General features: G+C 65.9%; 21 protein-coding genes. 7 read left to right on the top strand and 14 right to left on the bottom strand.

Annotated elements, in window-relative coordinates; all coding sequences use genetic code 11:
- Positions 1-4: 4 nt before the first annotated feature.
- The gene (locus tag C8N34_RS19755; protein WP_108130205.1) at positions 5-841 is read right to left on the bottom strand and encodes a bifunctional allantoicase/(S)-ureidoglycine aminohydrolase; all 837 of its coding nucleotides are present in this window, start codon (positions 839-841) and stop codon (positions 5-7) included.
- Positions 838-2253: an allantoinase PuuE gene (puuE, locus tag C8N34_RS19760; RefSeq protein WP_108130206.1), complete on the bottom strand. Its 1416-nt coding sequence runs from the start codon at positions 2251-2253 to the stop codon at positions 838-840. Before puuE ends, C8N34_RS19755 begins: the two co-directional genes overlap by 4 nt.
- 158 nt (positions 2254-2411) lie before the next feature.
- Here puuE and uraH point away from each other — a divergent pair, with 158 nt between their 5' ends.
- On the top strand, positions 2412-2771 hold the full coding sequence (gene uraH / locus C8N34_RS19765) for a hydroxyisourate hydrolase (RefSeq protein WP_054304623.1): 360 nt from the start codon (positions 2412-2414) through the stop codon (positions 2769-2771).
- Here uraH and C8N34_RS19770 read toward each other — a convergent pair.
- Genes C8N34_RS19770 through C8N34_RS19785 form a run of 4 tightly spaced genes read right to left on the bottom strand, consistent with a single transcriptional unit; the run spans position 2756 to position 6128 of the window.
- Positions 2756-3451 (bottom strand): hypothetical protein, encoded by a 696-nt coding sequence (locus C8N34_RS19770; RefSeq protein ID WP_108130207.1) that lies wholly within the window; start codon positions 3449-3451, stop codon positions 2756-2758. The genes uraH and C8N34_RS19770 overlap by 16 nt on opposite strands.
- Positions 3448-4218 (bottom strand): metallophosphoesterase family protein, encoded by a 771-nt coding sequence (locus tag C8N34_RS19775; RefSeq protein WP_108130208.1) that lies wholly within the window; start codon positions 4216-4218, stop codon positions 3448-3450. The genes C8N34_RS19770 and C8N34_RS19775 overlap by 4 nt, the downstream gene beginning before the upstream one ends.
- Positions 4215-5132 carry a diacylglycerol/lipid kinase family protein gene (locus tag C8N34_RS19780; protein WP_108130209.1) on the bottom strand — a complete coding sequence of 306 codons (918 nt, stop codon included), beginning with the start codon at positions 5130-5132 and terminating at the stop codon, positions 4215-4217. Before C8N34_RS19780 ends, C8N34_RS19775 begins: the two co-directional genes overlap by 4 nt.
- A gap of 57 nt (positions 5133-5189) precedes the next feature.
- A complete protein-coding gene (locus C8N34_RS19785; RefSeq protein WP_108130210.1) occupies positions 5190-6128 on the bottom strand; it encodes a LysR family transcriptional regulator in 939 nt (312 codons plus the stop codon).
- Between the two features lie 111 nt (positions 6129-6239).
- On the opposite strand from C8N34_RS19785, the gene C8N34_RS19790 reads away from it, so the two are divergent.
- Positions 6240-7475, top strand: coding sequence for a urate hydroxylase PuuD (locus C8N34_RS19790; protein ID WP_108130211.1), 1236 nt, complete (start codon positions 6240-6242; stop codon positions 7473-7475).
- On the opposite strand, the gene C8N34_RS19795 is transcribed toward C8N34_RS19790, so the two are convergent.
- On the bottom strand, positions 7421-8293 hold the full coding sequence (locus tag C8N34_RS19795; protein WP_108130212.1) for a LysR family transcriptional regulator: 873 nt from the start codon (positions 8291-8293) through the stop codon (positions 7421-7423). The two genes, C8N34_RS19790 and C8N34_RS19795, sit on opposite strands and share 55 nt — an antisense overlap.
- A 99-nt stretch (positions 8294-8392) precedes the next feature.
- On the opposite strand from C8N34_RS19795, the gene C8N34_RS19800 reads away from it, so the two are divergent.
- The gene (locus C8N34_RS19800; protein WP_108130213.1) at positions 8393-9178 is read left to right on the top strand and encodes a HalD/BesD family halogenase; all 786 of its coding nucleotides are present in this window, start codon (positions 8393-8395) and stop codon (positions 9176-9178) included.
- A 3-nt stretch (positions 9179-9181) separates the two neighbouring features.
- On the opposite strand, the gene C8N34_RS19805 is transcribed toward C8N34_RS19800, so the two are convergent.
- Positions 9182-10147, bottom strand: coding sequence for an aldose epimerase family protein (locus C8N34_RS19805; protein WP_242013854.1), 966 nt, complete (start codon positions 10145-10147; stop codon positions 9182-9184).
- 64 nt (positions 10148-10211) lie between these two features.
- Complete coding sequence (locus C8N34_RS19810; protein ID WP_108130214.1) at positions 10212-11231, bottom strand: zinc ABC transporter substrate-binding protein; 1020 nt, start codon at positions 11229-11231, stop codon at positions 10212-10214.
- 70 nt (positions 11232-11301) lie between these two features.
- On the opposite strand from C8N34_RS19810, the gene C8N34_RS19815 reads away from it, so the two are divergent.
- Genes C8N34_RS19815 through C8N34_RS19825 form a run of 3 tightly spaced genes read left to right on the top strand, consistent with a single transcriptional unit; the run spans position 11302 to position 13350 of the window.
- Complete coding sequence (locus C8N34_RS19815) at positions 11302-11778, top strand: Fur family transcriptional regulator (RefSeq protein ID WP_108130215.1); 477 nt, start codon at positions 11302-11304, stop codon at positions 11776-11778.
- The gene (locus C8N34_RS19820) at positions 11775-12566 is read left to right on the top strand and encodes a metal ABC transporter ATP-binding protein (RefSeq protein ID WP_108130216.1); all 792 of its coding nucleotides are present in this window, start codon (positions 11775-11777) and stop codon (positions 12564-12566) included. Before C8N34_RS19815 ends, C8N34_RS19820 begins: the two co-directional genes overlap by 4 nt.
- The gene (locus C8N34_RS19825; protein ID WP_054303998.1) at positions 12559-13350 is read left to right on the top strand and encodes a metal ABC transporter permease; all 792 of its coding nucleotides are present in this window, start codon (positions 12559-12561) and stop codon (positions 13348-13350) included. Before C8N34_RS19820 ends, C8N34_RS19825 begins: the two co-directional genes overlap by 8 nt.
- 51 nt (positions 13351-13401) lie before the next feature.
- On the opposite strand, the gene C8N34_RS19830 is transcribed toward C8N34_RS19825, so the two are convergent.
- From C8N34_RS19830 to C8N34_RS19840, 3 genes are all read right to left on the bottom strand, one after another.
- Positions 13402-14391: a PRC-barrel domain-containing protein gene (locus tag C8N34_RS19830; RefSeq protein ID WP_108130217.1), complete on the bottom strand. Its 990-nt coding sequence runs from the start codon at positions 14389-14391 to the stop codon at positions 13402-13404.
- 180 nt (positions 14392-14571) lie between these two features.
- Entirely contained in the window at positions 14572-15975 is a 1404-nt protein-coding gene (locus C8N34_RS19835) for a PepSY-associated TM helix domain-containing protein (protein WP_108130218.1), read from the bottom strand.
- A gap of 36 nt (positions 15976-16011) precedes the next feature.
- The gene (locus C8N34_RS19840; RefSeq protein ID WP_054303995.1) at positions 16012-16404 is read right to left on the bottom strand and encodes a hypothetical protein; all 393 of its coding nucleotides are present in this window, start codon (positions 16402-16404) and stop codon (positions 16012-16014) included.
- A gap of 142 nt (positions 16405-16546) precedes the next feature.
- Between C8N34_RS19840 and C8N34_RS19845 the strand changes: the two genes are divergently transcribed.
- Complete coding sequence (locus tag C8N34_RS19845; RefSeq protein WP_108130220.1) at positions 16547-19045, top strand: GcvT family protein; 2499 nt, start codon at positions 16547-16549, stop codon at positions 19043-19045.
- A 173-nt stretch (positions 19046-19218) separates the two neighbouring features.
- Here C8N34_RS19845 and C8N34_RS19850 read toward each other — a convergent pair whose 3' ends face one another.
- Positions 19219-20019: a GH25 family lysozyme gene (locus C8N34_RS19850; RefSeq protein ID WP_422387670.1), complete on the bottom strand. Its 801-nt coding sequence runs from the start codon at positions 20017-20019 to the stop codon at positions 19219-19221.
- Positions 20020-20106: 87 nt separating this feature from the next.
- A complete protein-coding gene (locus C8N34_RS19855) occupies positions 20107-20448 on the bottom strand; it encodes a carboxymuconolactone decarboxylase family protein (protein WP_054303992.1) in 342 nt (113 codons plus the stop codon).
- Positions 20449-20491: the final 43 nt, after the last annotated feature.

Here is a 20491-nt window from a genome sequence, read left to right on the forward strand (position 1 = left end):
GGTGTTAGCGGCCGAAGGCACCGGGGCCGCGCAGCTTGGCGTGCCGGTTGACATCCTTGTACAGCAGATAGCGGAACGGCCCCGGCCCGGCGGCGTAACAGGCCTGCGGGCAGTAGGCACGCAGCCACATGAAATCGCCCGCCTCGACCTCCACCCAGTCGCGGTTCAGCTTGTAGACCGCCTTGCCCTCCAGCACATAAAGCCCGTGTTCCATCACATGCGTCTCTTCAAACGGGATCAGCCCGCCGGGCTGGAAGGTAACGATGTTGACATGCGCATCGTGCCGCACATCGGCTGGATCGACGAAACGGGTGGTGGCCCAGCGTCCTTCGGTATCGGGCATCGGGACCGGGGCGAGGTCGCGTTCATTGATCACGGTGGCTTCGGGCACGGCGACGCCCGGCGCAGGTTCGTAAAGCTTGCGCAGCCAGTGGAAGCGTGCCGGTGCACCACCTTCGGCCAGCAGGGTCCAGCGGGCGCCGGGCGGGATATAGGCGTAGGAACCGGCCTCCATCTCATGCCCCTCGCCGCCGATGGTCAGGGTCGCCAGACCGCCGGTGAAGAACAGCCAGTGTTCCGCGCCGCTTTCCGGGTCGGGCGCGTCAGAGCCGCCTCCGGGCGCGACCTCCATCACATATTGGCTGAAGGTTTCCGAAAAGCCGGTCATCGGCCGCGCGATCAGCCAGAGCCGGGTCTTGCTCCAGCCCGGCAGATAGCTGGTCACGATGTCGGAAAAACAACCCTTTGGGATGAAGGCATAGGCCTCGGTGAAAACCGCGCGCTGGGTCATCAGCGCGGTTTGCGGCGGCAGGCCGCCGGGCGGTGCGTAATAGCCGGTCATTGCAGGATGTCCTTCAGCCGCAGTTCGGCGATGCGTTCCACCTGTTTGCAGGCGGTCGCGAATTCGGTCTCGGTGTCATTGGCGATGCGGGCGCGGAAGGCGGCGAGGATGCTGGCTTTCGTATTGTCACGCACGGCGATGATGAAGGGGAAACCGTGCTTTGCGGTATATTCCGCATTCAGCGCCTCGAAATTCGCGCGTTCCGCATCGGTCAGTGCATCCAGCGCGGCGCTGGCCTGTTCGGCGGTGCTTTCCTCGGTCAGCCGTTTCGCCTGCGCCAGCTTGCCCGCCAGATCAGGGTGGGCGCGCAGCACGCCCATGCGCTCGTCTGCCGGGGCACTGCGGAACATCCGCGCCAGCGCATTGTGCAGGCCCGCCGCACTGTCATGGGCAGGGCCGAGCTCCAGATCATACGCCCGCTCCGCGATCCAGGGCGAATGTTCGAAGATCGACCCGAAACGCGCCACAAAACGCGCGCGGTCCATCTGCGAAGGCCGTTCGAACCGCTTGTGGGGATGGGTCTTGCGCCAGTGATCGGCAATGTCGATACGGCGCGGGAACCAGACGCCCTCATGCGATTGCGCGTAATCAAGAAAGCGCATCAGGCCGGCAATCTTGCCCGGACGCCCGATCAGCCGGCAATGCAGCCCGATCGAGAACATCTTGGCCGCCCCCGCCTGTCCTTCGGCATAAAGCACGTCGAAACTGTCTTTCAGATACTGGAAGAACTGCTCACCAGTGATGTAGCCCGGCGCGGTGGCGAAGCGCATGTCGTTCGCCTCAAGCGTATAGGGGATGACCAACTGGTCGCGGTCGCCCGCTTCCAGCCAGTAGGGCAGATCGTCGTCATAGGTGTCCGAAATCCAGTCCAGCCCCTGTTCGGCGGTCAGCCGCACCGTGTTCAGCGAACAGCGCCCGGTATACCAGCCGGTCGGGCGGCTGCCCGTCACCTCGGTATGCAGGCGGATCGCCTCGGCGATCTGGCGGCGCTCCTCCTCCTCGGGCATGTCACGGTGTTCGACCCATTTCAGCCCGTGGCTGGCAATCTCCCACCCGGCCGCCTGCATCGCGGCCACCTGTTCCGGCGCACGCGCCAGAGCCGTGGCGACGCCATAGATGGTGACGGGGATATTCCGCCCGGTGAACAGCCGGTGCAGCCGCCAGAACCCGGCGCGGGCGCCGTAATCGTAGATCGATTCCATGTTCCAATGCCGCTGCCCCGGCCAGGGCTGGGCCCCTGCGATGTCGGACAGGAAGGCCTCGGATTGCGCATCGCCATGCAACAGGCAGTTCTCGCCGCCCTCTTCATAGTTCAGCACGATGGAAACGGCGATTTTCGCGCCGCCCGGCCATTGCGCATCGGGGGGCGTCGGGCCGTGGCCACGGAAATCGCGCGGGTATCGGGGTGCCATACTTCTTCCCTCTGGTATTCTGGTGCCAGATTAGGCTTGGATCGCCGAAGATTTTTTCAAAAAATCTGCGAAAGACCTTTCCGGCAAGTCCGGTGTCGCATTGCGTGGCGAAGCAGGGCAGGATTGGCGCAGGAATGACCAGCGAAAAGAGGCAGGGAATGAGCGGCGGACGCCTGACAACGCATGTTCTGGACACGGCGCGCGGCAAGCCCGCGGCGGGGGTGCGGATTGCGCTTTACCGTATCTCGGGCCAGAGCCACCGCAAGATTGCCGAGGTGGTCACCAATGCCGACGGGCGCACTGATCAGCCGATGCTGGCGGGCGATGCCCTGAAGGAGGGCAGCTATGAGCTGGTATTCTTCGCAGGCGACTATCTGCGCGCCAGCGGTCAGGCGGGGGAAGGCGTGCTGTTTCTGGATGAAATCCCGATCCGCTTTGGCATTCCCGATGCCGGGCAGCACTACCATGTGCCTCTGCTGATCTCGCCCTTCGCCTATTCGACTTACCGGGGCAGCTGAGCCTTCGCACGAAGCCGCCCGCCCGCCGAAGTGGCGATGCGCACAAGGCGGCGGCGGTCGCCTGCAACGGCCGCTTCGATCAGCCCTCGCATTACGCCGCGCGCACGCAGATACGGGGCGAGGCTGCTGTGCCCCTGATCCGCGAACAGGAACTGGTCGATTCCCGGTTGCTGCGGGAAGGCCAGTGCCTGCGTTGCATCGTCCTGCATGCCATGGAACAGACAGGCCCAGCCTTGCAGCGGGGCGCAGACGGGCCGGAAGGCCGGGATGCGGCTGGTCCAGTCGCGCCAGCGGGTTTCACCGGGCATAACCGCAGGATCGACACTGAACTGCGGCGAGAACGCGAGGGTGGCGTCGATCCGCAGCACGTCAGAGGCCGCCAGCGCGCAGAAACCGCCCATGGAAACGCCCAGGCTGACGATACGATTGACCGGCTGACGCGCCCGCACGGCCGCCAGCGCCGCTACAAGGCCGGGGGCGAAACCTGCGCCGCTGGCCCAGCTTCGGCCTTCGTCCATCACGAACAGGGCGGGGAAGCCTGCCGTGCTGCGCATGAACTCGGGCGAGGGCATGCGCGTCACATCATGGCCGATGCTGGCAAAGGCGATGACCAGCGCCTCGCCCTGCCCCGGTCTGTGGGCGATGCGGAAACCGCCGCGCTCCCACAGCGGCTCCATCATGGCGGGGCCAGCGCGAAACGGCGACTGCCGGTTTCGCTGTAATGGCCCGTTTCCTGCGCGACAAATGTGGTCACCTCGGCCTCGGCAGATGAAAGCACCAGCAGGTTGAAGGCGTTGCGTTCCGTCCGGGTGCGGGTCGACAGGCCGGTGCCTGCCTGCACAAACAGAAGACCCGGCGCCTTGGTGAACGGCCCGGCATGGCTGACATGCACATGGCCCGACAGAACGATCTGCGCACCCAGTTCCGGCAGGCGGCGCAGGGCCTGATCGGCGCCCTGCATCAGCCATTCCTTTTCGCCCGGCAGATGCTCCAGCGGGTGATGCATCACCACGACGCGCGCGCGCGGGCCTGCATCGGCAAAGCTGCGTGCCAGATGATCCAGCTGCGCGCCCGTGATGCGGCCCTGTTTCCACGCCAGCGGATTGGCGGTGTTGATCCCCGCCACCACGGCACCCGGACCCCTCCAGACCGGCGCCAGATCCGTGGTGATCGCCCGGCGATAGCGGCGCCAAGGATGAGCCAGCCGCTCCCACAGGTTCCACAAGGGGGTGTCGTGATTGCCGGGCACCGTCAGCACCGGACAGCCGAACTCCGCGATCAGCGCCGCCGCCTCGGCGAATTGCGCAGGCGTCGCGCGCTGGGTCAGATCGCCGGAAATCGCCACCAGATCAGGCCGCAGCCGCGCCACCGATTCGCGCAGCCGCGCGATCAGGCTCGGCGTCACCGTGCCAAAATGCAGGTCGGACAGATGCAGCAGTCGCGTCATGCCTCGACCCGGTCAGCCGCATCCGGCACGATAATCGTCAGCGCGTCGGGCTGGATGCGGAAGGACAGCGGCACCCGCATCCGGGTCTTTTCACCATCGAAAGCCACACGGGGACGCGGGCGCTCTGTCACCACTTCCAGCGTCGCGGCGGTCATCAGGTCGATGTCCTGCCCGGCGCGCAACCGTCCCGTCGCCAGCCGCAGCGCCTGCCGCAGCAATTGCCAGCGCGTGCCGTCATGCAGGATATAGACGGCGAAACGGTCGTCGCTGATTGCCTTCTCGCCCTCCAGCCCGAACCGGCGCAACTGATAGGCAGAGCGCGCCACGAAAACCAGCGGCGTTACGAGGTCATGGGTGACCCCATCCGCTGTCAGCCGCATGCGCATCGGTCGCTGGAAACGTACCAGCGTGCGCAGCACCGACCAGTGCGCCATCAGACGCGAGCGACCCCAGCGGGCATAGATATCCTCCCGCTCCTGCAGGATGCTGGGGTAAAGCCCGACCGAGGCGTTGTTGAGAAACACCTGACCGTTCACGCTGCCCACCGCGATCTTGCGGCGGTGCCCGCGCAGGATGGCACGCGCGGCTTCGGCTGGTTCCTGCGGCAGGCCCAGACCGCGCGCGAAGTAGTTGAAGGTGCCCAGCGGCAGCACGCCAAGACTGACGGCGCTGCCGACCAGCGCATGAGCGACGCCCATAACCGTGCCATCGCCCCCGGCGGCCACAATGGTGGTAAAGCCATCCGCCACCGCGCGGTTCACAAAGGCCTCCAGATCGTCGCCCTTGTGCCAGCGCCGCAGTTCTGCCGCGCGCCCGAACACAGACATGGCCGCCTCGATGGCGGCCTTGTCGCGACTGTTGCGCCCCGACTTGGGATTTGCGACGACGCAGATCGTCGCGGGAGGGATCGTCATCTTTGCACCTTGGTCAACGTCTGGCCCCGATCTGCGCCGTCCGGGGACAATGCGCCATCAGCCATTCGGTTCCAGCATCAGCCCCTGCATCCGCGCCGCCATGTCAGCCTTGATCCGCGCCACAATGAAATCGACGAACAGCCGGATCTTCGGATCGCGGAAGCGGCGGTGCTGGCTGAGACAGGAAAGCTGCGTCGCCGTGGGCGGCGTCGCCGTGGCCACCGGCACAAGCCGCCCCTCGCGCAGATGTTCGGCCACCTCGAAGATCGGCTTCATCACGATGCCGCGCCCGTCCAGCGCCCAGCCGGTCAGCACATCGCCATCGTCACTTTCAAACGGGCCGGTGATTTCAAACCGGCGCGGGCCTTCTGGGGTTTGCAGGGTCCACTGGAACTCGCGCGCGCCCGGAAAGCGCAGGTTGAGGCAGTCGTGATGCCCCGCGACCAGCGCCGCCCCGTCGACCGGCATGCCACGCCGGGCGATATAGGCGGGTGCGGCGCACAGCACGCGCGGGCAATCCGCCACCAGCCGCACCTTCAGCGTGCTGTCTTCCAAAAGCCCAAGGTGAAAGGCCACGTCCAGCCCCTCGGCTGTGACATCGACATTCCGGTCCGACAGGCGCAGCCGCACGTCGATCTGCGGATACATGTCCTTGAAGGCAGGCACATGCGGCGCGATGAAGCGCCGCCCGATGCCCAGCGGCGCCGCCACGAAGATCGAGCCGCGCGGGTTCTGTGTCACATCGACCACCGCCGCCTCGGCCTCGTCGATCGCCTCCAGCACCTTGCGGGCGCCTTCATAGAAGATGCGGCCGTTCTCGGTCGGTTGCAGGCTGCGCGTGGTGCGGTTGAACAGCCGCACCCCCAGATGCTTTTCCAGTTCGGAAATCCGGGCCGAGGCCACGGCGGGCGAGGTGCGCTGGTCGCGGGCCGCCGCGCTCATGCTGCCCAATTCATAGACACGCACGAACATCTTTATGTTGTTCACATAGGACATCGCGCCCGGACCTCATTTTCTTCGCGCATTTGAAAGTGATCTGTCATTTGATGAATTAACCGAAAAGGTGTGCCCCGGTATACCTTTTTGAAAATCGCAAGGGGGCTGCCGATGTATGACTTCGCCGTCATCTGGGAATGGGTGGAATTCGCCGTCCGCTGGACACATGTGATCACGGCAATCGCCTGGATCGGGTCGAGCTTCTATTTCATCGCGCTGGACCTTGGCCTGCACCGCGACCGCAACCTTGCCTCGGGCGCGGATGGCGAGGAATGGCAGGTCCACGGTGGCGGCTTTTACCATATCCAGAAATACCTCGTGGCGCCTGCCGCCATGCCCTCGGACCTGATCTGGTTCAAATGGGAAAGCTACATGACCTGGCTTTCCGGCTTCACCATGCTGGTGCTGGTTTATTACCTTGGGGCCGAGTTCTATCTGGTCGACCCCAATGTGATGGAACTGCAAACCTGGCAGGCCATCGCCATTTCCATGGCCTCGCTCGCCTTCGGCTGGATCGCCTACAACACGCTGTGCAAGGTCTTCGTCAATGCCAACCAGACGGTGCTGATGGTGGCGCTGTTCGGGGTGCTGGTGGGGATGAGCCTGTTCTACACCCATGTCTTTTCCGGCCGCGCGGCGCTGCTGCACCTGGGCGCCTTCACCGCGACGATCATGTCGGCCAATGTGTTCTTCATCATCATGCCAAACCAGCGCATCGTGGTGGCGGATCTGCAAGCCGGACGCAAGCCGGACCCGAAATACGGCAAGATCGCCAAGCAGCGCAGCACGCATAACAATTACCTGACGCTGCCCGTGCTGTTCCTGATGCTGTCGAACCACTATCCGCTGGCCTTCGCCACGCCCTACAACTGGGCGATTGCCAGCCTTGTGTTCCTGATGGGTGTGACGATCCGGCACTGGTTCAACACGCAGCACGCCCGCAAGGGGGCGCCTTACTGGACCTGGGCCGCGACCGCGATCCTGATGCTGCTGATCGCCTGGCTGTCCTCGATCCGGCACGAGCCGGTGGAGGAGCAGGCCGCGCTCAAGGGGCAGGCGCTGGTCTATGCCAGCGCGCCGGGGTTCGAGGATGTGACCTCCATCGTCATGGGGCGCTGTTCGATGTGCCATGCCGAGGAACCGGCGTGGGAAGGGCTGCACTGGGCACCCAAGGGCGTGAAACTGGAAACGCCGGAGCAGATCGCGCATGAGGCGCGGCGCATCTATGTGCAGGCCGGGGTGACCCATGCGATGCCGCCCGCGAACCTCAGCTACATCGAGCCGCAGGAGCGTCAGGCCATCGTGCGCTGGTTCGAAGGCGCCGCCGCCTCGGGCACCGACAGCTGAGCGAAATGCGCCAGCAGCGCCGCCAGCGGGCGGCGCCCGGTCATCGCCACCGGATGAATGGCAACATAGGCCTGCCGCATCGGCAGCGCCGGGCCGGGGCAAAGCCGTAGCCGCCCCGCCGCCAGATCCGCCGCCACCAACCGGCGCGGCGCCAGTGCCGCCCCAAGCCCGGCCCGCGCCAGCGACAGCGCCATGACGGTGGAGGGCACCACCAGCCCCTGCCCCCGGTCGGGCGCGGGCACCCCCGCCGCCGCGGCCCATGTCGCCCAGTCCGGTTCATTGGGATAGGCGGCGCCCCAGTCGATATGAATGGGCCGATCCGCCGCGCCATCGGCGGATACCGCGACGATTTCATCCTGAAACAGCGTGTGGATGGCATGGGCGGGATAGGCCTGCCCGCCATAAGTCAGTCGCAGATGCGCACCTTGGGTGAAATCCACCGGGTCATCCTCCACCCGGATCGCCAGATCGACCAGCGGAGCACCCTCCAGCGCCCCGGGCAGCCAGCATTCGGCCAGCGAGGGCAACACCGACAGCACGAAGCGCCGCCGGGGCGGACCGTCACGCAGCTCGCCGGTCACGGCGGCAATCTCGGCAAAAGCGGCGCCAAGACGCGGCTGCAAGGCCAGACCGGCGGCGGTCAGGCTCAGCCGGTTGCCCTGCCGCAGGAAAAGACGCTTGCCAAGGTGATCCTCCAGCTGGCGGACCTGAAGACTGATCGCGGCAGAGGACACGCCCAGTTCCTCGCCCGCACGGGTGAAACTGCCGCAGCGCGCAGCAACCTCGAAGGCACGCAGGGCATTCAGGGGTGGCACCATCTTCCCTCCGGTTTTCCTTATGGTTCCCCAGATTTCCCCCGATTGCAACTTTCGCAATCCGGCGCAGTCTGGACAGAACCCGCACAGCAGGAGGTTCCCATGCGCGACATCATCGACCTTGACCGCTACCCGCTGGATCGGCCGGACAGTCCCGAATGGCAGGCGCTTGTCGATGCCGCGCAGGCCGAACTGGCGGCCACCGGCATGTTCAACCTGCCCGGCTTTCTGCGCGCCGAAGCCAGCGTCGAGGTGACTGCGGCCCTGGCCCCTAAGTTCGCCACCGAGGCGCATGTGCATGCGCGCCGCCATAACATCTATTTCCGCAAGGACATTCAGGGCCTGCCCGCTGATCATACGGCACTGGCAGAGGTCGAATCCCGCAACCGCACGCTTTGCGCCGATCAGATCGGCGGCGCGCTGAACCGGCTGTATCACTGGCCCGAATTCGCCCGCTTCCTTGCCGCCACGATGGACAAGCCCGCGCTGCATCCGATGGCCGATCCGCTGGCCGCGCTGAACGCCATGTCCTATGCGACGGGCGACGGGCTGAACTGGCATTTTGATCGGTCCGAATTCACCACCACGCTGCTGTTGCAGGCGCCCGACGCCGGGGGGCTGTTCGAATACCGCCGTGATCTGCGCGGCGACTCGGACCCGAACTATGCGGGCGTGGCGCGGCTTTTGCGCGGCGAAGACCCGGACCTGCGCGCCATCACCCTGTCGCCCGGCACGCTGAACGTGTTTCGCGGCAAGCATACCGCGCATCGGGTGACGCCGGTCGAGGGCACGACGCCCCGTGTGATTGCGGTGTTTTCCTATTTTGAAACGCCCGGCGTGCGCTTCACCGCCGAGGAACAGCGCGGCTTCTATGGCCGCGCGGCCTGAGCCTCAGGTGCCGAAACGCCAGCGTATCCGCTGTTCGCGCGTCTCACCCGCGCGCAGCAGGACCGAGGGGAAACCGGGCTGGTGCAGCGCATCGGGCCAGAATTGCGGCTCGATCGCCAGCGCCTCGTAAGGCGCCGCACCCCGGCGCGAGACGATACGGTTGTCATAGACCTGCACCCCCGGCTCGGTCGTGGCCACCACCATCTCGACCCCGGTCTTGCCGGTCAGCCACAGCACATCGCGCAGCGGCTGGGGGCCGTTTGACAGACAGAAATTGGTATCCAGCGCCGGCTCACCCGGCCAGATGCGGCGCCCCGCCCGAAAATCCAGATCGCCGCCCGCCACCGGCGTCAGCCGCCCTGTGGGCAGCAGCGCTGCGTCCGTCTCTGTCACGCGGTCGGCGACAATGCGCAGTTGATGGCCGGACCAGTCGGCACTGCCATCAAGGTTCCAGTAACTGTGATTGGTCAGCGCCGCAGGGGTATCGGCGTCCGTGGTCAGGGTCAGCCGCAGATGCAGCGTCGCGGGCGCACTGACCCGCCATTCGGCGCGCACCTGCCGGTTGCCCGGAAAGCCGCCCTCCCCCGCCGCCAGATCGCAGACAAGCGTCAGATGATCCTCGCCCGAAGTCTCGATCCGCCAGACCTTGCGATGCAGCCCCGCGCCACCGGAATGCAGGCAGTTCGCGCCCTCATTCGCCTCAAACTGACAGGGCAGACCGCCGATATCGGCCCGCGCGCGGGCAATGCGGTTCGCCACAGGGCCGATCACTGCACCGTGGTAACCCAGCGCGCCTTCATATTCCGCCAGATCCTCAGAGCCGCGGGTCAGGCTGTAGCCCAGACCCGACAGCCGCAAATCCTGAAGGATGGCGCCGTAGGTGAGGATCGTGGCGCCCAGCTTGCCTGCGCGCAGCGTCACCGCCTGCACCGCCTCTCCCGCTGCCGTCTGCCCGAACTCGCGGATCATGCTTGCCTCCCCCGGCCAGAATTTCGCTAGAAATTCACGAGCCGGAGGGAAGGTCAAGGGCTGCTCACGGCGCGGTGAGGCAGTCGGCCAGCGTCGAGGCGAGCCCTTCCAGCACGGCGGTATAGCCATCCGCGCTTGCGGGCAGTGTCACACCGGCAGGGTCCAGCGCCCCGCCCTGCCGGGCGCCCGCCGCCTCGGCAATCTGTTCGATGGTCTTCGGGGCGTGTCCGGCCTCGGGGAACAGGCAGGCCACACCCGCGCCCACCCGCGCCCGCAACTCCGCCAGATGCGCCGCACCGGGGGCTGCGGCATCACCTGCCGAAACGCTGCCTGCGATGGTCAGCCCGTAATGGCCCGCGAAATATCCATAGGCATCGTGGAAAACCACGATGGGCTTGTCCTGAACCGGGGCAAGCTGCGCAGCGATCCGGGCGTCGGCAGCGGCAATCGCCTCTTTGCCCTTCGCGGCATTAGCGGCATAGGTCGCGGCATTTTCGGGGTCCAGTGCGGCAAGCTGCGCGGCGATCGCCTCCAGCCAGATCGCGCCATTCGCCGGATCAAGCCAGGCATGCGGATCGGTGCCGCTGTGGTCGTGACCATGCGCGTCGTGGTCGTCGTGGTCGTCGTGCCCGGCTTCCCCTGCATGATCGTGGTCAGCATCATCGTGCCCGGTTTCCGCCGCAGGATCATGGCTTTCGTGCCCTGCCCCGGCGCCGTGATCGTGGTCGTGATCCTCGTGACCCTCCCCGAAGGGTTGAAGATGGGTGCCCGCGACTTCCAGCAGGCGCAGTTGCTGCCCGTTTGCCACGCCGTCCAGCGCCCGGTCGAGCCAGGGCGACATCTGCGGCCCCATCCAGACCACCAGGCCGGCATCCGACAGGGCCGCAGCCTGGCTCGGGCGCAACTGGAAGTCATGGGCATTCGCCCCCTGATCCAGCAGGCGCTCCGGCTGGCCCAGATCGCCCATCACGGTGGCAACAAGACCATAGGTCGGCGTCATGTCGGTTACCACACGCGGCACCTCGGCCAGGGCCGGGGCACACAGCGCGGTGCTGGCAAGGGCGGCGGATATGATATAACGCATCGGAAACCTCTTCGCTTTGGCGGACGGGCGATCTATGTATGTAATATCATAACACGTCAAGAGGCGCCGCATGGACCCGCAGCCCTTTCACGATCACGATCATCACCTGTGCAGCGATGCCGTGATGTCACAGGCCGAGGCCATGCTGACCGCCAGCGGTGCCCGCCTCACCCCGGTGCGCCGCCGCGTGCTGGAGATCCTGCTGGAACAGCATCGGGCCATGGGGGCCTATGACGTGCTGCAACGGCTGGCCGCAGAAGGATTCGGCAACCAGCCGCCCGTTGCCTATCGGGCGCTGGATTTCCTTGTGGAACAAGGTCTTGCTCATCGCATCCAGCGGCTGAACGCCTTCACCGCCTGCATGCATCCGGGCGAGGCACATGCCCCGGCCTTTCTGATCTGCCAGGGCTGCAACACGGTGGCCGAAGCCCCTGCCGCCCCGGTGCGGGCGGCGCTGGAAAGCGCGGCGGCGGATCTGGGCTTCACCGTAGAACGCGCCAGTGTCGAGGCGCTTGGCCTCTGCCCTGCCTGCCGGGAGGCATCATGACCCAGCCGCTGATCGAGGCGCGCGGCCTCTGCGTCCGGCTGGGCGCGCAGGAGGTGCTGCACGATGTCTCGCTGAAAGTCGACCCGGGCGAGATCGTGACGATTCTCGGCCCGAACGGGTCGGGCAAGTCCACGCTGTTGCGGGCGCTGCTGGGCATCCTGCGGCCCGAGCATGGTGGCATTACCCGCAAGCCGGGGCTGGCTGTCGGCTATGTGCCGCAAAAGCTGCACATCGACCGGACGCTGCCCCTGACCGCGCGGCGGTTCCTGTCGCTGCCACATCGCCATGGCAAGGCGGAGACCGAGGCGATGCTGGCCCGTGTCGGCGTACCGGAGGTGGCGGACCGGCCGATGACGGGTCTGTCCGGCGGGCAGTTCCAGCGGGTGCTGCTGGCCCGCGCCCTGCTGACGCGGCCCGAACTTCTGATGCTGGACGAACCCACGCAGGGTCTGGACCAGCCCGGTGAAGCCGCCTTCTACCGGCTGATCGACGAGGTTCGGCGCGACACCGGCGCCGCCGTTCTGATGGTCAGCCATGACCTGCATGTGGTGATGAGCGCCTCGGACAGGGTGATCTGCCTGAACGGCCATGTCTGCTGCGAGGGCACGCCGCGCGTGGTGTCGAACGCCCCGGAATATCGCGCCCTGTTCGGACTGGGCACACAAGGCGCGCTGGCGCTTTACCAGCACGTCCATGACCACGACCACACGCATGGTCATGACCATGAGCACAGCCACGGACATGACCATGGGCACGGGCCTTCCCATGCGGAGCACGATCATGCTTGACGATTTCCTGATCCGCGCCGCGCTGGCGGGCCTTGGTCTGGCGCTGGCGACCGGCCCGCTGGGATCTTTCGTGGTCTGGCGGCGGATGGCCTATTTCGGCGATGCCACCGCCCACGCCTCGATCCTTGGGGTGGCGCTGGCGCTGGCCAGTGATCTTCCGGTCGGTCTTGGCACACTGGCGGTTGCCTTGGCCATGGCGGTAACGGTGGCGGGACTGGCCGCGCGCGGCTGGGCGCTGGATACCACGCTGGGCGTGCTGGCGCATTCGGCGCTGGCCTTCGGCCTTGTCGCCGTCAGCTTCGTCCCCGAGGCGCGGACCGATCTGTCTGCCTATCTGTTCGGCGACATCCTAGCCGTGTCGCGTGCCGATCTGGGCTTCATCTGGGGCGGGGCCGCACTGGTGCTGGCGCTGCTTTACTGGCGCTGGAACGCGATGCTGACCGCGACACTGAGCGAGGATCTGGCCGCCGCCTCGGGCCTCAACCCCGACCGCGAGCGGCTGGTGCTGGTGCTGGCGCTGGCGGTCACCGTGGCCGTGGCGCTGAAGGTGGTGGGGGCGCTGCTGATCGCGGCAATGCTGGTCATTCCGGCGGCCGCCGCGCGCGGCCTCGTCCGCAGCCCCGAGGCCATGGCCGCACTGGCGGCTCTGATCGGGGCGGCGGCGGTCGTGGGCGGTCTGCGGCTGTCCCTGAGCCTCGACACCCCCGCAGGTCCGTCCATCGTCACGGTAGCGGCCTGCATCTTCGTTCTGGCAGCCAGTCTGGGGCAGATGCGCAAGCAATGATGCCCGGCCTTCCGGCCGGGCATCGGGGGAGCAGGCTGTGGGTATGGAGGGTTAGCCCGCAGCCTCGGGCATGGCTTTCAGTTGCTCTTCGGTGGCGCTGACGTGCAGCACAGTGCCATCCCCGTCGGCATCGGGCGCGATGCGCAGCATGTCGGCGGTCAGGCTCACCGATTTCTCACCGATGCCGAGGAAGCCACCGACATCGACCACGACCGACTGGATCGCGCCATTGCCGTCGAGCGTCACGGCGCTGACCTCACCCACGTCTTCCTCACCCGGGCCGTAGACGCGCTTGCCGACCAGGTCAGCCTCCGTCACGCCGGTGAAATCGACGGGTTCGCCCATCACCGCACCATCAGCCGCGCCAGTGGCCGGGGCTTCCGCCATGGTTTCGGCAGGGGCCGCCGTGGTCGCAGCCGGATCATTGGCCGCCGGAGCCGTGGTGGTATCGGTCGCCATCGGAGCCACCGGGGTTGCCACCGGATCAGCCGTGACGTCCGCACGATCCCCGGCCGGGGCTTCGGTGCTAAAGATCATGGCGGTGTCAAAGGCGGGCGCCGCTTCCAGATCAGTTTTCGTGCCGTTGAACACGATGAAATAGTCCTGCGGGCTGTCAGCATCCGGCACCATGGTCAGACGTGCCATGTCGATGGCCACGGTCTTTTCGCCGATCCCGAGGAAGCCGCCGAAGTCAACCAGCACGGCCTCGGTATCGCCGCTGCGGCTGAGGATCACATCACTGATCTCGCCCGCATCCTGCCAGTCAGCCGACGCCTCGGCATAGCCATCGGGGTTTAGCGCGCTCGTATCGGCTTCGGTCAGCCAGACACGCTTGCCGATGAAATCGGAGGCCCGCACACCCTGGTCGATCGTGGTCAGATAGGGCGACGCCGTCGCGTCGGTCGCCATGGTGTTGGCCGGAGCAGCGGTCTGCGGCGCAGCCGGATCGGGGGTCGTGGTGGCAGTGTCTGCAAGAACCCCGCCCGCCATACCGGCGGTCAGGCCGAGGGCGAGGATCGTCGAGTTGAGAAGGGTTTTCATGTCAGCCTCCGTTCAGGTTGAGCGGCGGGGAAACCGGGCTTTCTGGATCGCCCTGCACCTTCCCGACGCGGTATGAACAGACAACCCGCCCCTTCCCCGTCCGTTCCGGGCGGGGCTGTCACGATAAGTTCAGCCGGGCCACGGGAACCCGCAGCCCGGCTGCACGTTTAAGCGGCCGTGTCAGGACAGCGCGCGCCGCAGCGGCGGCAGGCCGGTCAGCACCAGCAGATCAAAGGCCAGCACCGCCAACAGGGTCAACCCCAGCATCGGGAAGGCCATCGACAGCAACAGCGCAATCAGCACCACGCCACGCGCCAGCGGCACGACCTCGGGCCGTGGCGGCGCGGCCAGACGCGGGGCGCCCGCCGGGCGGCGCTTCCACCACAGCACCAGACCAGAGACCGCAAGAAACACCACCGACAGGCAGAATGCGGTGTTCAGCACCAGATTCCACAGCCCCAGATCGCCCTCGTGGAAGGCAATGCCCCAGGCCATCGCCTTGGCATAGGCCGAGTAATCCGCATAGCGCACGTCGGCCAGCACATTGCCGGTGTAGCGGTCGATATGCAGCGTGCGATCCGCCGCCGGGTCCGGCCCGTCGTTCGACATGCTGTCATGGCTGATGGTCCAGACCCCGCTGTCGCCACCCGGCAGGTTGATCTGGAACCGGCGGTCAAAGCCCAGCCCCTGCGCGAAGGCCGCCACACTGTCCAGCGTCACCGGCCCGGCAATCGCCGCCTGCCCGGCAAGTGAACCGGAGGCGGGCATCGGGGTCTGCTCCAGCCCCCAGGGCACTTCTTTCGCGGCGCCGTGGTTCATGCTGGCATGGGTCGCGTCCGACAACGGAACATTATCCCATTTCTCGGCCGGGAACGTGCTCCAGGCCTGAACGAATTTCTCGCCCCAGATCCCGGCCCAGCTCAGGCCGGAAATCAGGAACAGCACCAGCAGGACCGACACCCAGATCCCGACCACGCCATGCAGCGATTTCCACAACGCCCGCCCCGTGCGGTTGACCGAGGGCACCAGCGCCGCCCGCCAGCCCGTGCCACCACGCGGCCAGTGCAGATAAAGCCCCGATGCCACCAGCAGCAGACCCAGCGAGGCCGCGGCCTCGATCAGCCGGTCGCCCAGCGTGCCCAGGAGAAGCGAGCCGTGGATGTCATTGGCAAAGTCATACCAGCCCGCCCGCCACGGGAAGCTGTGAACCGCCGCGCCGGTGTAGGGGTCCAGCGCAACGCCGGTCTTGCCCGACCCGGTCGCTACGGCAAAAACCGCGACCTTGTCGGCGGCCAGCGGCGCCACATATTGCACGGCCTTGCCGCCGGGCACCGCCGCCTCGGCCGCCTCTTGCAGCACCGAAGGCGCCAGCGGCACCGTGCCGACCGGAACGGTCATCCGTTCGGCGCCGATGCCTGCGCCATAGCTGATCCACAGCATGACAAGGCCGGTCACCGCCAGCATGCACAGGAAAGGAATGACATACAGCACGGCATAGAAATGCCAGCGCCATACGGCAAAATACAGGGGATTGATGCGGCCATTGCCGCTTCCGGCCTGAGGGCCGGGCGTTTGGGTCGACATGGAATACTCCGTCCGATTGCGTTTGAGGAATGCAGATCAGACGGTGCGGGGTGGTCCCCTTGCCCAGATGCCCAGCGGATCGAAAGCGGGGCGCCACAGATCATCCGGCGCGACCGGATGGAAGGCCGCGGCAAGCCGAAGCGGCAACCGCACCACCGGCGCCTCCGGCACCGGCACCGCGACGGCGGCCTGCGCCCAGGAACAACGGCCATCAACGACTTCGGGCGCGGGTTTCAGTTCGCCCGTTTCGGGGTCAAACAGCATCGACACCGGCCCCTGCCCGGAACAGATGACAATGCGCAGCACGCCATCATCCCCCCGTGCGGGCATATAGCCCTGCGCCACCAGCGACAGCAGCAGGAAGGGCATCGCCAGCACGAGACCGGCGAGTCGCATCCAGACTGATCGGGGCGCAGGTGCGAATGTCATGCCCTCTCCTGCCCCGGCGGCACGATTCCGTCAAGCAGGGCTTTGGATGTCGTTTTTCGCCGCAACAGGTCGGGCCGACTTGTCCGTTTCGCCCGCGCTCTGGCATTCATGGGAAAATTCTTCAGCGCGCACGGAGTCGCCCATGAAAACCCATGTCAAAGCCTTGGTCGTCGGCGGCGGCGCCGTCGGTAACGGGATCGCCTATCATCTGGCCAAAGCGGGCTGGGATACCATGCTGGTGGAACGGGACGAGCTGACCTCGGGCTCCACCTGGCACGCGGCGGGCCTGCTGCCCCTGTTCAACATGAGCTTCGCCACTACCCACATCCACAAATATTCGGTGGATTTCTACAAGTCGCTGGAGGCTGAAACCGGCCTGAATGCGGGCTTTGCGGTCGTCGGCAACCTGCGCATGGCGCAGCGCCAGGAGCGCATGGATGAATACATGCTCTATTCCTCGGTGGCCGAAACCGCCGGGGTCTACCATGAATTCCTGTCGCCCAAGGAAATGAAAGACCGCTGGCCGCTGCTGAACACCGAAGACCTGATCGGCGCGCTCTATCACCCGCAGGACGGCTATATCAACCCGGCCGATGTGACGCAGGCCATGGCCAAGGGTGCGCGCCAGCATGGCGCCACCATCGAGCGCAAGGTGCAGGTGGATGGCTACCGCTGGACCGGCTCGGAATGGGTCGTCTCCTGCACCCGCATGATCGAAAAAGGCGGTATGCTGATCCCGGGCGAAGAAAAGTTCGAGATCGTGGCCGAACATGTGGTCACCGCCACCGGCAACCACGCACAGCGCACCGCGCGCCTTCTGGGCGTGAAGATCCCGGCCATCCCGGTGGAACACCAGTTCATCGTGACCGAGCCCGATCCGATGCTGCAGGAATACCGCAAGAACAACCCAGAACACCCGGTGCTGCGCGACGCCGACGCCAAATGGTATGTCCGCGAAGAGCGCGGCGGCTGGATCCTCGGCCCCTATGAGGCCGGTGCGCCCGCCCGCTTCCTCTATGACGTGCCGGAATCCTTCCGCGCCGATCTGTTCCCGCTCGATCTGGAACGGATCGAGACGGAATACATGTCGATGATCCACCGCCTGCCCTCGTCGGAGACCGTCGGCCTGAAAGACGATTTCAACGGCCCGATCTGCTACACCCCCGATGGCAACCCGCTGGTCGGCCCGGTTCCCGGCCTGCGCAATATGTGGATCGCGGAAGGCTTCAGCTTCGGCATCACCGCCGCAGGCGGCACCGGCTATTACCTCGCGCAGATGATGACCCAGGGTGAAGCAGAGATCGACATGGCCTCGCTCGATCCGCGCCGCTATGGCCAGTGGATGACCACCGAGTACGCCGCGCGCAAGAATGAGGAATGCTACGAGCACGTCTTCATCCTGCACCACCCGGATGAAGAGCGCGAGGCCTGCCGCCCGCTGCGCACCGCCCCGGCTTATGACCGTCAGAAAGAGATGGGCGCGCAATTCGGCCAAGTAAACGGCTGGGATCGTCCGAACTACTATGGCCCGAAAGATGCACCCGCCTCGTTCGACCATGACAGCCGCTCGTTCCGCCGCGGCGCCTGGTGGCCCTATGCCAAGGCCGAGGCCGAGGCCGTGCGCAATACCGTCGGCATCATCGACGCCACCGCCTTCACCAAACATCTGGTGCGTGGACCCGGCGCAACGGCCTTCCTCGACCACTTCACCTGCAACAAGCTGCCCGCCGTGGGCCGCATCAACCTCACCTATGCGCTGACCGATGCGGGCACTACCCGCACCGAATACACCATCGTCCGGCTGAAGGAGAATGAATACTACATCATCTCCGCCGGGGCATGGACTTCGTATGACAGCGACTTCCTGCTGAAATCTGCCGAAGATTTCATGGGGAATGGCGGCGGCTATATCGACATCCACGACGTGACGACCCAATGGGGCGTCTATGCGCTGGCCGGTCCGAATGCCCGCGCCCTGATGAAAGACCTCATCAAGGATGCCGACCCGGAAACCGCGCTGTCGAACAAGCGCTTCCCCTGGCTGTCCTATCGCGACATCGAGCTGGGTATGTGCCCGATCCGCGCGATCCGCGTGGCCTATACCGGCGAACTGGGTTGGGAACTGCACTACCCGATCGAGTTCGGCCGCTACCTCTGGGATCTGCTGTGGTCGGTGGGTGAAAAGCACGGCCTGAAAGGTGTCGGGGCCCGCGCGCAGAACTGGCTGCGTCAGGAGAAATCCTATCGCGCCTTCGGCAACGAACTGGGCCGCGACGCAACCCCGCTGGAAGCCGCACTGGACCGCTTTGTCGATCTGTCGAAAGACTTCCGTGGCAAGCAGGCGATGCTCGACACTGGCATCCGTTCGAAATGCGTCACCCTGCTGATCGATGGGCCGGATGATACCGACCCGTGGGGTAAGGAAGCGATCCTGAAAGACGGCGTGAAAGTGGGCCGTCTGACCTCGGGCGGCTATTCGGTGGCCTTCGGCAAGCAGATCGGCATGGGCTATGTCAGCCCCGAACTGGCCGAAGTCGGTACGAAGCTGAAGGTGAAGATGCTGCTGAAGGAATGGGACGCGGTGGTCGTCGAAGACAGCCCCTTCGACCCGAAGAACGAGCGCATCCGCGTCAACGGCTGATCCGCCCTCCCCCAGACCAGAAGGCCGCCTGCAACACGGGCGGCCTTTTTCATCGTGTCCCTGCCCGGCGGCGGGCGAGATCCCCGGCCGCGCATGAGTATTTTTGCAAGGAGCAAGATGGCTTTGCTTCTTGCCCAAATACTCACGGCACGACAGACAGACCGGGCGCCTCGTCAGGGTTGCGCGCGTTTGGCGAGCCAGTCGGCCCAGGCGGCCTCGCCCCCGGCAAAGACGTTGATATCCACAGCACCGGCGATGCCTGGCACCTGACCCGTCGAGGTATATTGCCAGAAGGCCCAGTGCTGCCCCGGATAGCGGTCGGAAGGATGGGCCGCGACCGAACGCAGCCAGAAATCCACGCCCCTGAGCTTCCAAAGCTGGTTGTCCTCGTAGAAATCGACGGTGGTGTAGAGGATCGGTGCCGTGCCGTAATGCTGCGTGAACATGCGGATCAGCACATCTGCATCGGCGCGGATTTCGGTGGCCGGACGGCGGATCGTGCAGGTCGGACTTGTCGGCGTCCATTCCATGTCGATCACCGGCGGCAAATCGCCCGAGCGGCGCGGCACATGGCGGAAGAACCAGCGTGCCTGCTCTTCCGGGACGCGGCAATGATAGAAGAAGTGATAGGCACCGCGCCGCACCCCTGCGCGGGCCGCCCCGCGCCAGTGACTGTCGAACATCTCGTCCACCCGATCGCCGCCTTCGGTGGCCTTGATGAAGGCAAAGTTCACCCCGTTGGCGCGCGCCGTCTGCCAGTCGATGCTGGTCTGGAAGCGCGCGGCGTCGATTCCGTGCACGCTGTGGCGACGGATGGCCGAGGCCAGTTCTGGGTGGGGCTGCGCATCGCCAAAATTCGGCGCGGTCACCGCACCGGCAGGGACCGGGGCCACGGTCCGGCCTTGGGGTGAAGGGGCGCCACCGCAGGCGGCAAGCAGGGAAAGGCAGGCAAACAGGACAAGCGGGCGCCGCAGCATTATAACCTCTGTGGAAACGACTGGCCTGCATCGTTGCCGATGAGGGCCGTATTGTCCACGCGGCTTTTCTGCGGCGCCGGAGGGTCAGCCGAGGTTCGCCAACTCGTCCCAGCAGGCCAGCGCATGTGCGGCATACATCACCGCAGGGCCGCCGCCCATCTGGATCGACATGGCCATTACATCGCTCAGTTCTTCGCGCGTGCCACCCGCCTTCATCAGCGCCTCGACATGGAAACTGATGCAGGGCTCACAGCGCTGCGAGATGGCGATGCCGATGGCGACATATTCCTTTTCCTTCACCCCCAGCGGGCCGTTTTCCTTGGCCGCCCTGGAAAGTTGAGCGAAGCCCTGCATGGTTTCGGGGATGGCCTTGTTCATCACGCGCAATTCGCCGCGCATGCTGTCGATCTTTGCCTTGTAACTCATGTCGTGCTCCTGACTTGCTGTCAGGGCCATGCCATGCGGGCCG

This window comes from Gemmobacter caeni (assembly GCF_003054195.1).
Lineage (GTDB): Bacteria > Pseudomonadota > Alphaproteobacteria > Rhodobacterales > Rhodobacteraceae > Gemmobacter > Gemmobacter caeni.

Coding starts and splice junctions, on each gene's coding strand:
- C8N34_RS19790 (WP_108130211.1), top strand. CDS start 6,240: ATGTATGACTTCGCCGTCATCTGGGAATGGGTGGAATTCGCCGTCCGC.
- C8N34_RS19755 (WP_108130205.1), bottom strand. CDS start 841: ATGACCGGCTATTACGCACCGCCCGGCGGCCTGCCGCCGCAAACCGCG.
- C8N34_RS19795 (WP_108130212.1), bottom strand. CDS start 8,293: ATGGTGCCACCCCTGAATGCCCTGCGTGCCTTCGAGGTTGCTGCGCGC.
- puuE (WP_108130206.1), bottom strand. CDS start 2,253: ATGGCACCCCGATACCCGCGCGATTTCCGTGGCCACGGCCCGACGCCC.
- C8N34_RS19775 (WP_108130208.1), bottom strand. CDS start 4,218: ATGACGCGACTGCTGCATCTGTCCGACCTGCATTTTGGCACGGTGACG.
- C8N34_RS19825 (WP_054303998.1), top strand. CDS start 12,559: ATGCTTGACGATTTCCTGATCCGCGCCGCGCTGGCGGGCCTTGGTCTG.
- C8N34_RS19800 (WP_108130213.1), top strand. CDS start 8,393: ATGCGCGACATCATCGACCTTGACCGCTACCCGCTGGATCGGCCGGAC.
- C8N34_RS19840 (WP_054303995.1), bottom strand. CDS start 16,404: ATGACATTCGCACCTGCGCCCCGATCAGTCTGGATGCGACTCGCCGGT.
- C8N34_RS19805 (WP_242013854.1), bottom strand. CDS start 10,147: ATGATCCGCGAGTTCGGGCAGACGGCAGCGGGAGAGGCGGTGCAGGCG.
- uraH (WP_054304623.1), top strand. CDS start 2,412: ATGAGCGGCGGACGCCTGACAACGCATGTTCTGGACACGGCGCGCGGC.
- C8N34_RS19835 (WP_108130218.1), bottom strand. CDS start 15,975: ATGTCGACCCAAACGCCCGGCCCTCAGGCCGGAAGCGGCAATGGCCGC.
- C8N34_RS19810 (WP_108130214.1), bottom strand. CDS start 11,231: ATGCGTTATATCATATCCGCCGCCCTTGCCAGCACCGCGCTGTGTGCC.
- C8N34_RS19855 (WP_054303992.1), bottom strand. CDS start 20,448: ATGAGTTACAAGGCAAAGATCGACAGCATGCGCGGCGAATTGCGCGTG.
- C8N34_RS19830 (WP_108130217.1), bottom strand. CDS start 14,391: ATGAAAACCCTTCTCAACTCGACGATCCTCGCCCTCGGCCTGACCGCC.
- C8N34_RS19820 (WP_108130216.1), top strand. CDS start 11,775: ATGACCCAGCCGCTGATCGAGGCGCGCGGCCTCTGCGTCCGGCTGGGC.
- C8N34_RS19780 (WP_108130209.1), bottom strand. CDS start 5,132: ATGACGATCCCTCCCGCGACGATCTGCGTCGTCGCAAATCCCAAGTCG.
- C8N34_RS19785 (WP_108130210.1), bottom strand. CDS start 6,128: ATGTCCTATGTGAACAACATAAAGATGTTCGTGCGTGTCTATGAATTG.
- C8N34_RS19770 (WP_108130207.1), bottom strand. CDS start 3,451: ATGATGGAGCCGCTGTGGGAGCGCGGCGGTTTCCGCATCGCCCACAGA.
- C8N34_RS19845 (WP_108130220.1), top strand. CDS start 16,547: ATGAAAACCCATGTCAAAGCCTTGGTCGTCGGCGGCGGCGCCGTCGGT.
- C8N34_RS19815 (WP_108130215.1), top strand. CDS start 11,302: ATGGACCCGCAGCCCTTTCACGATCACGATCATCACCTGTGCAGCGAT.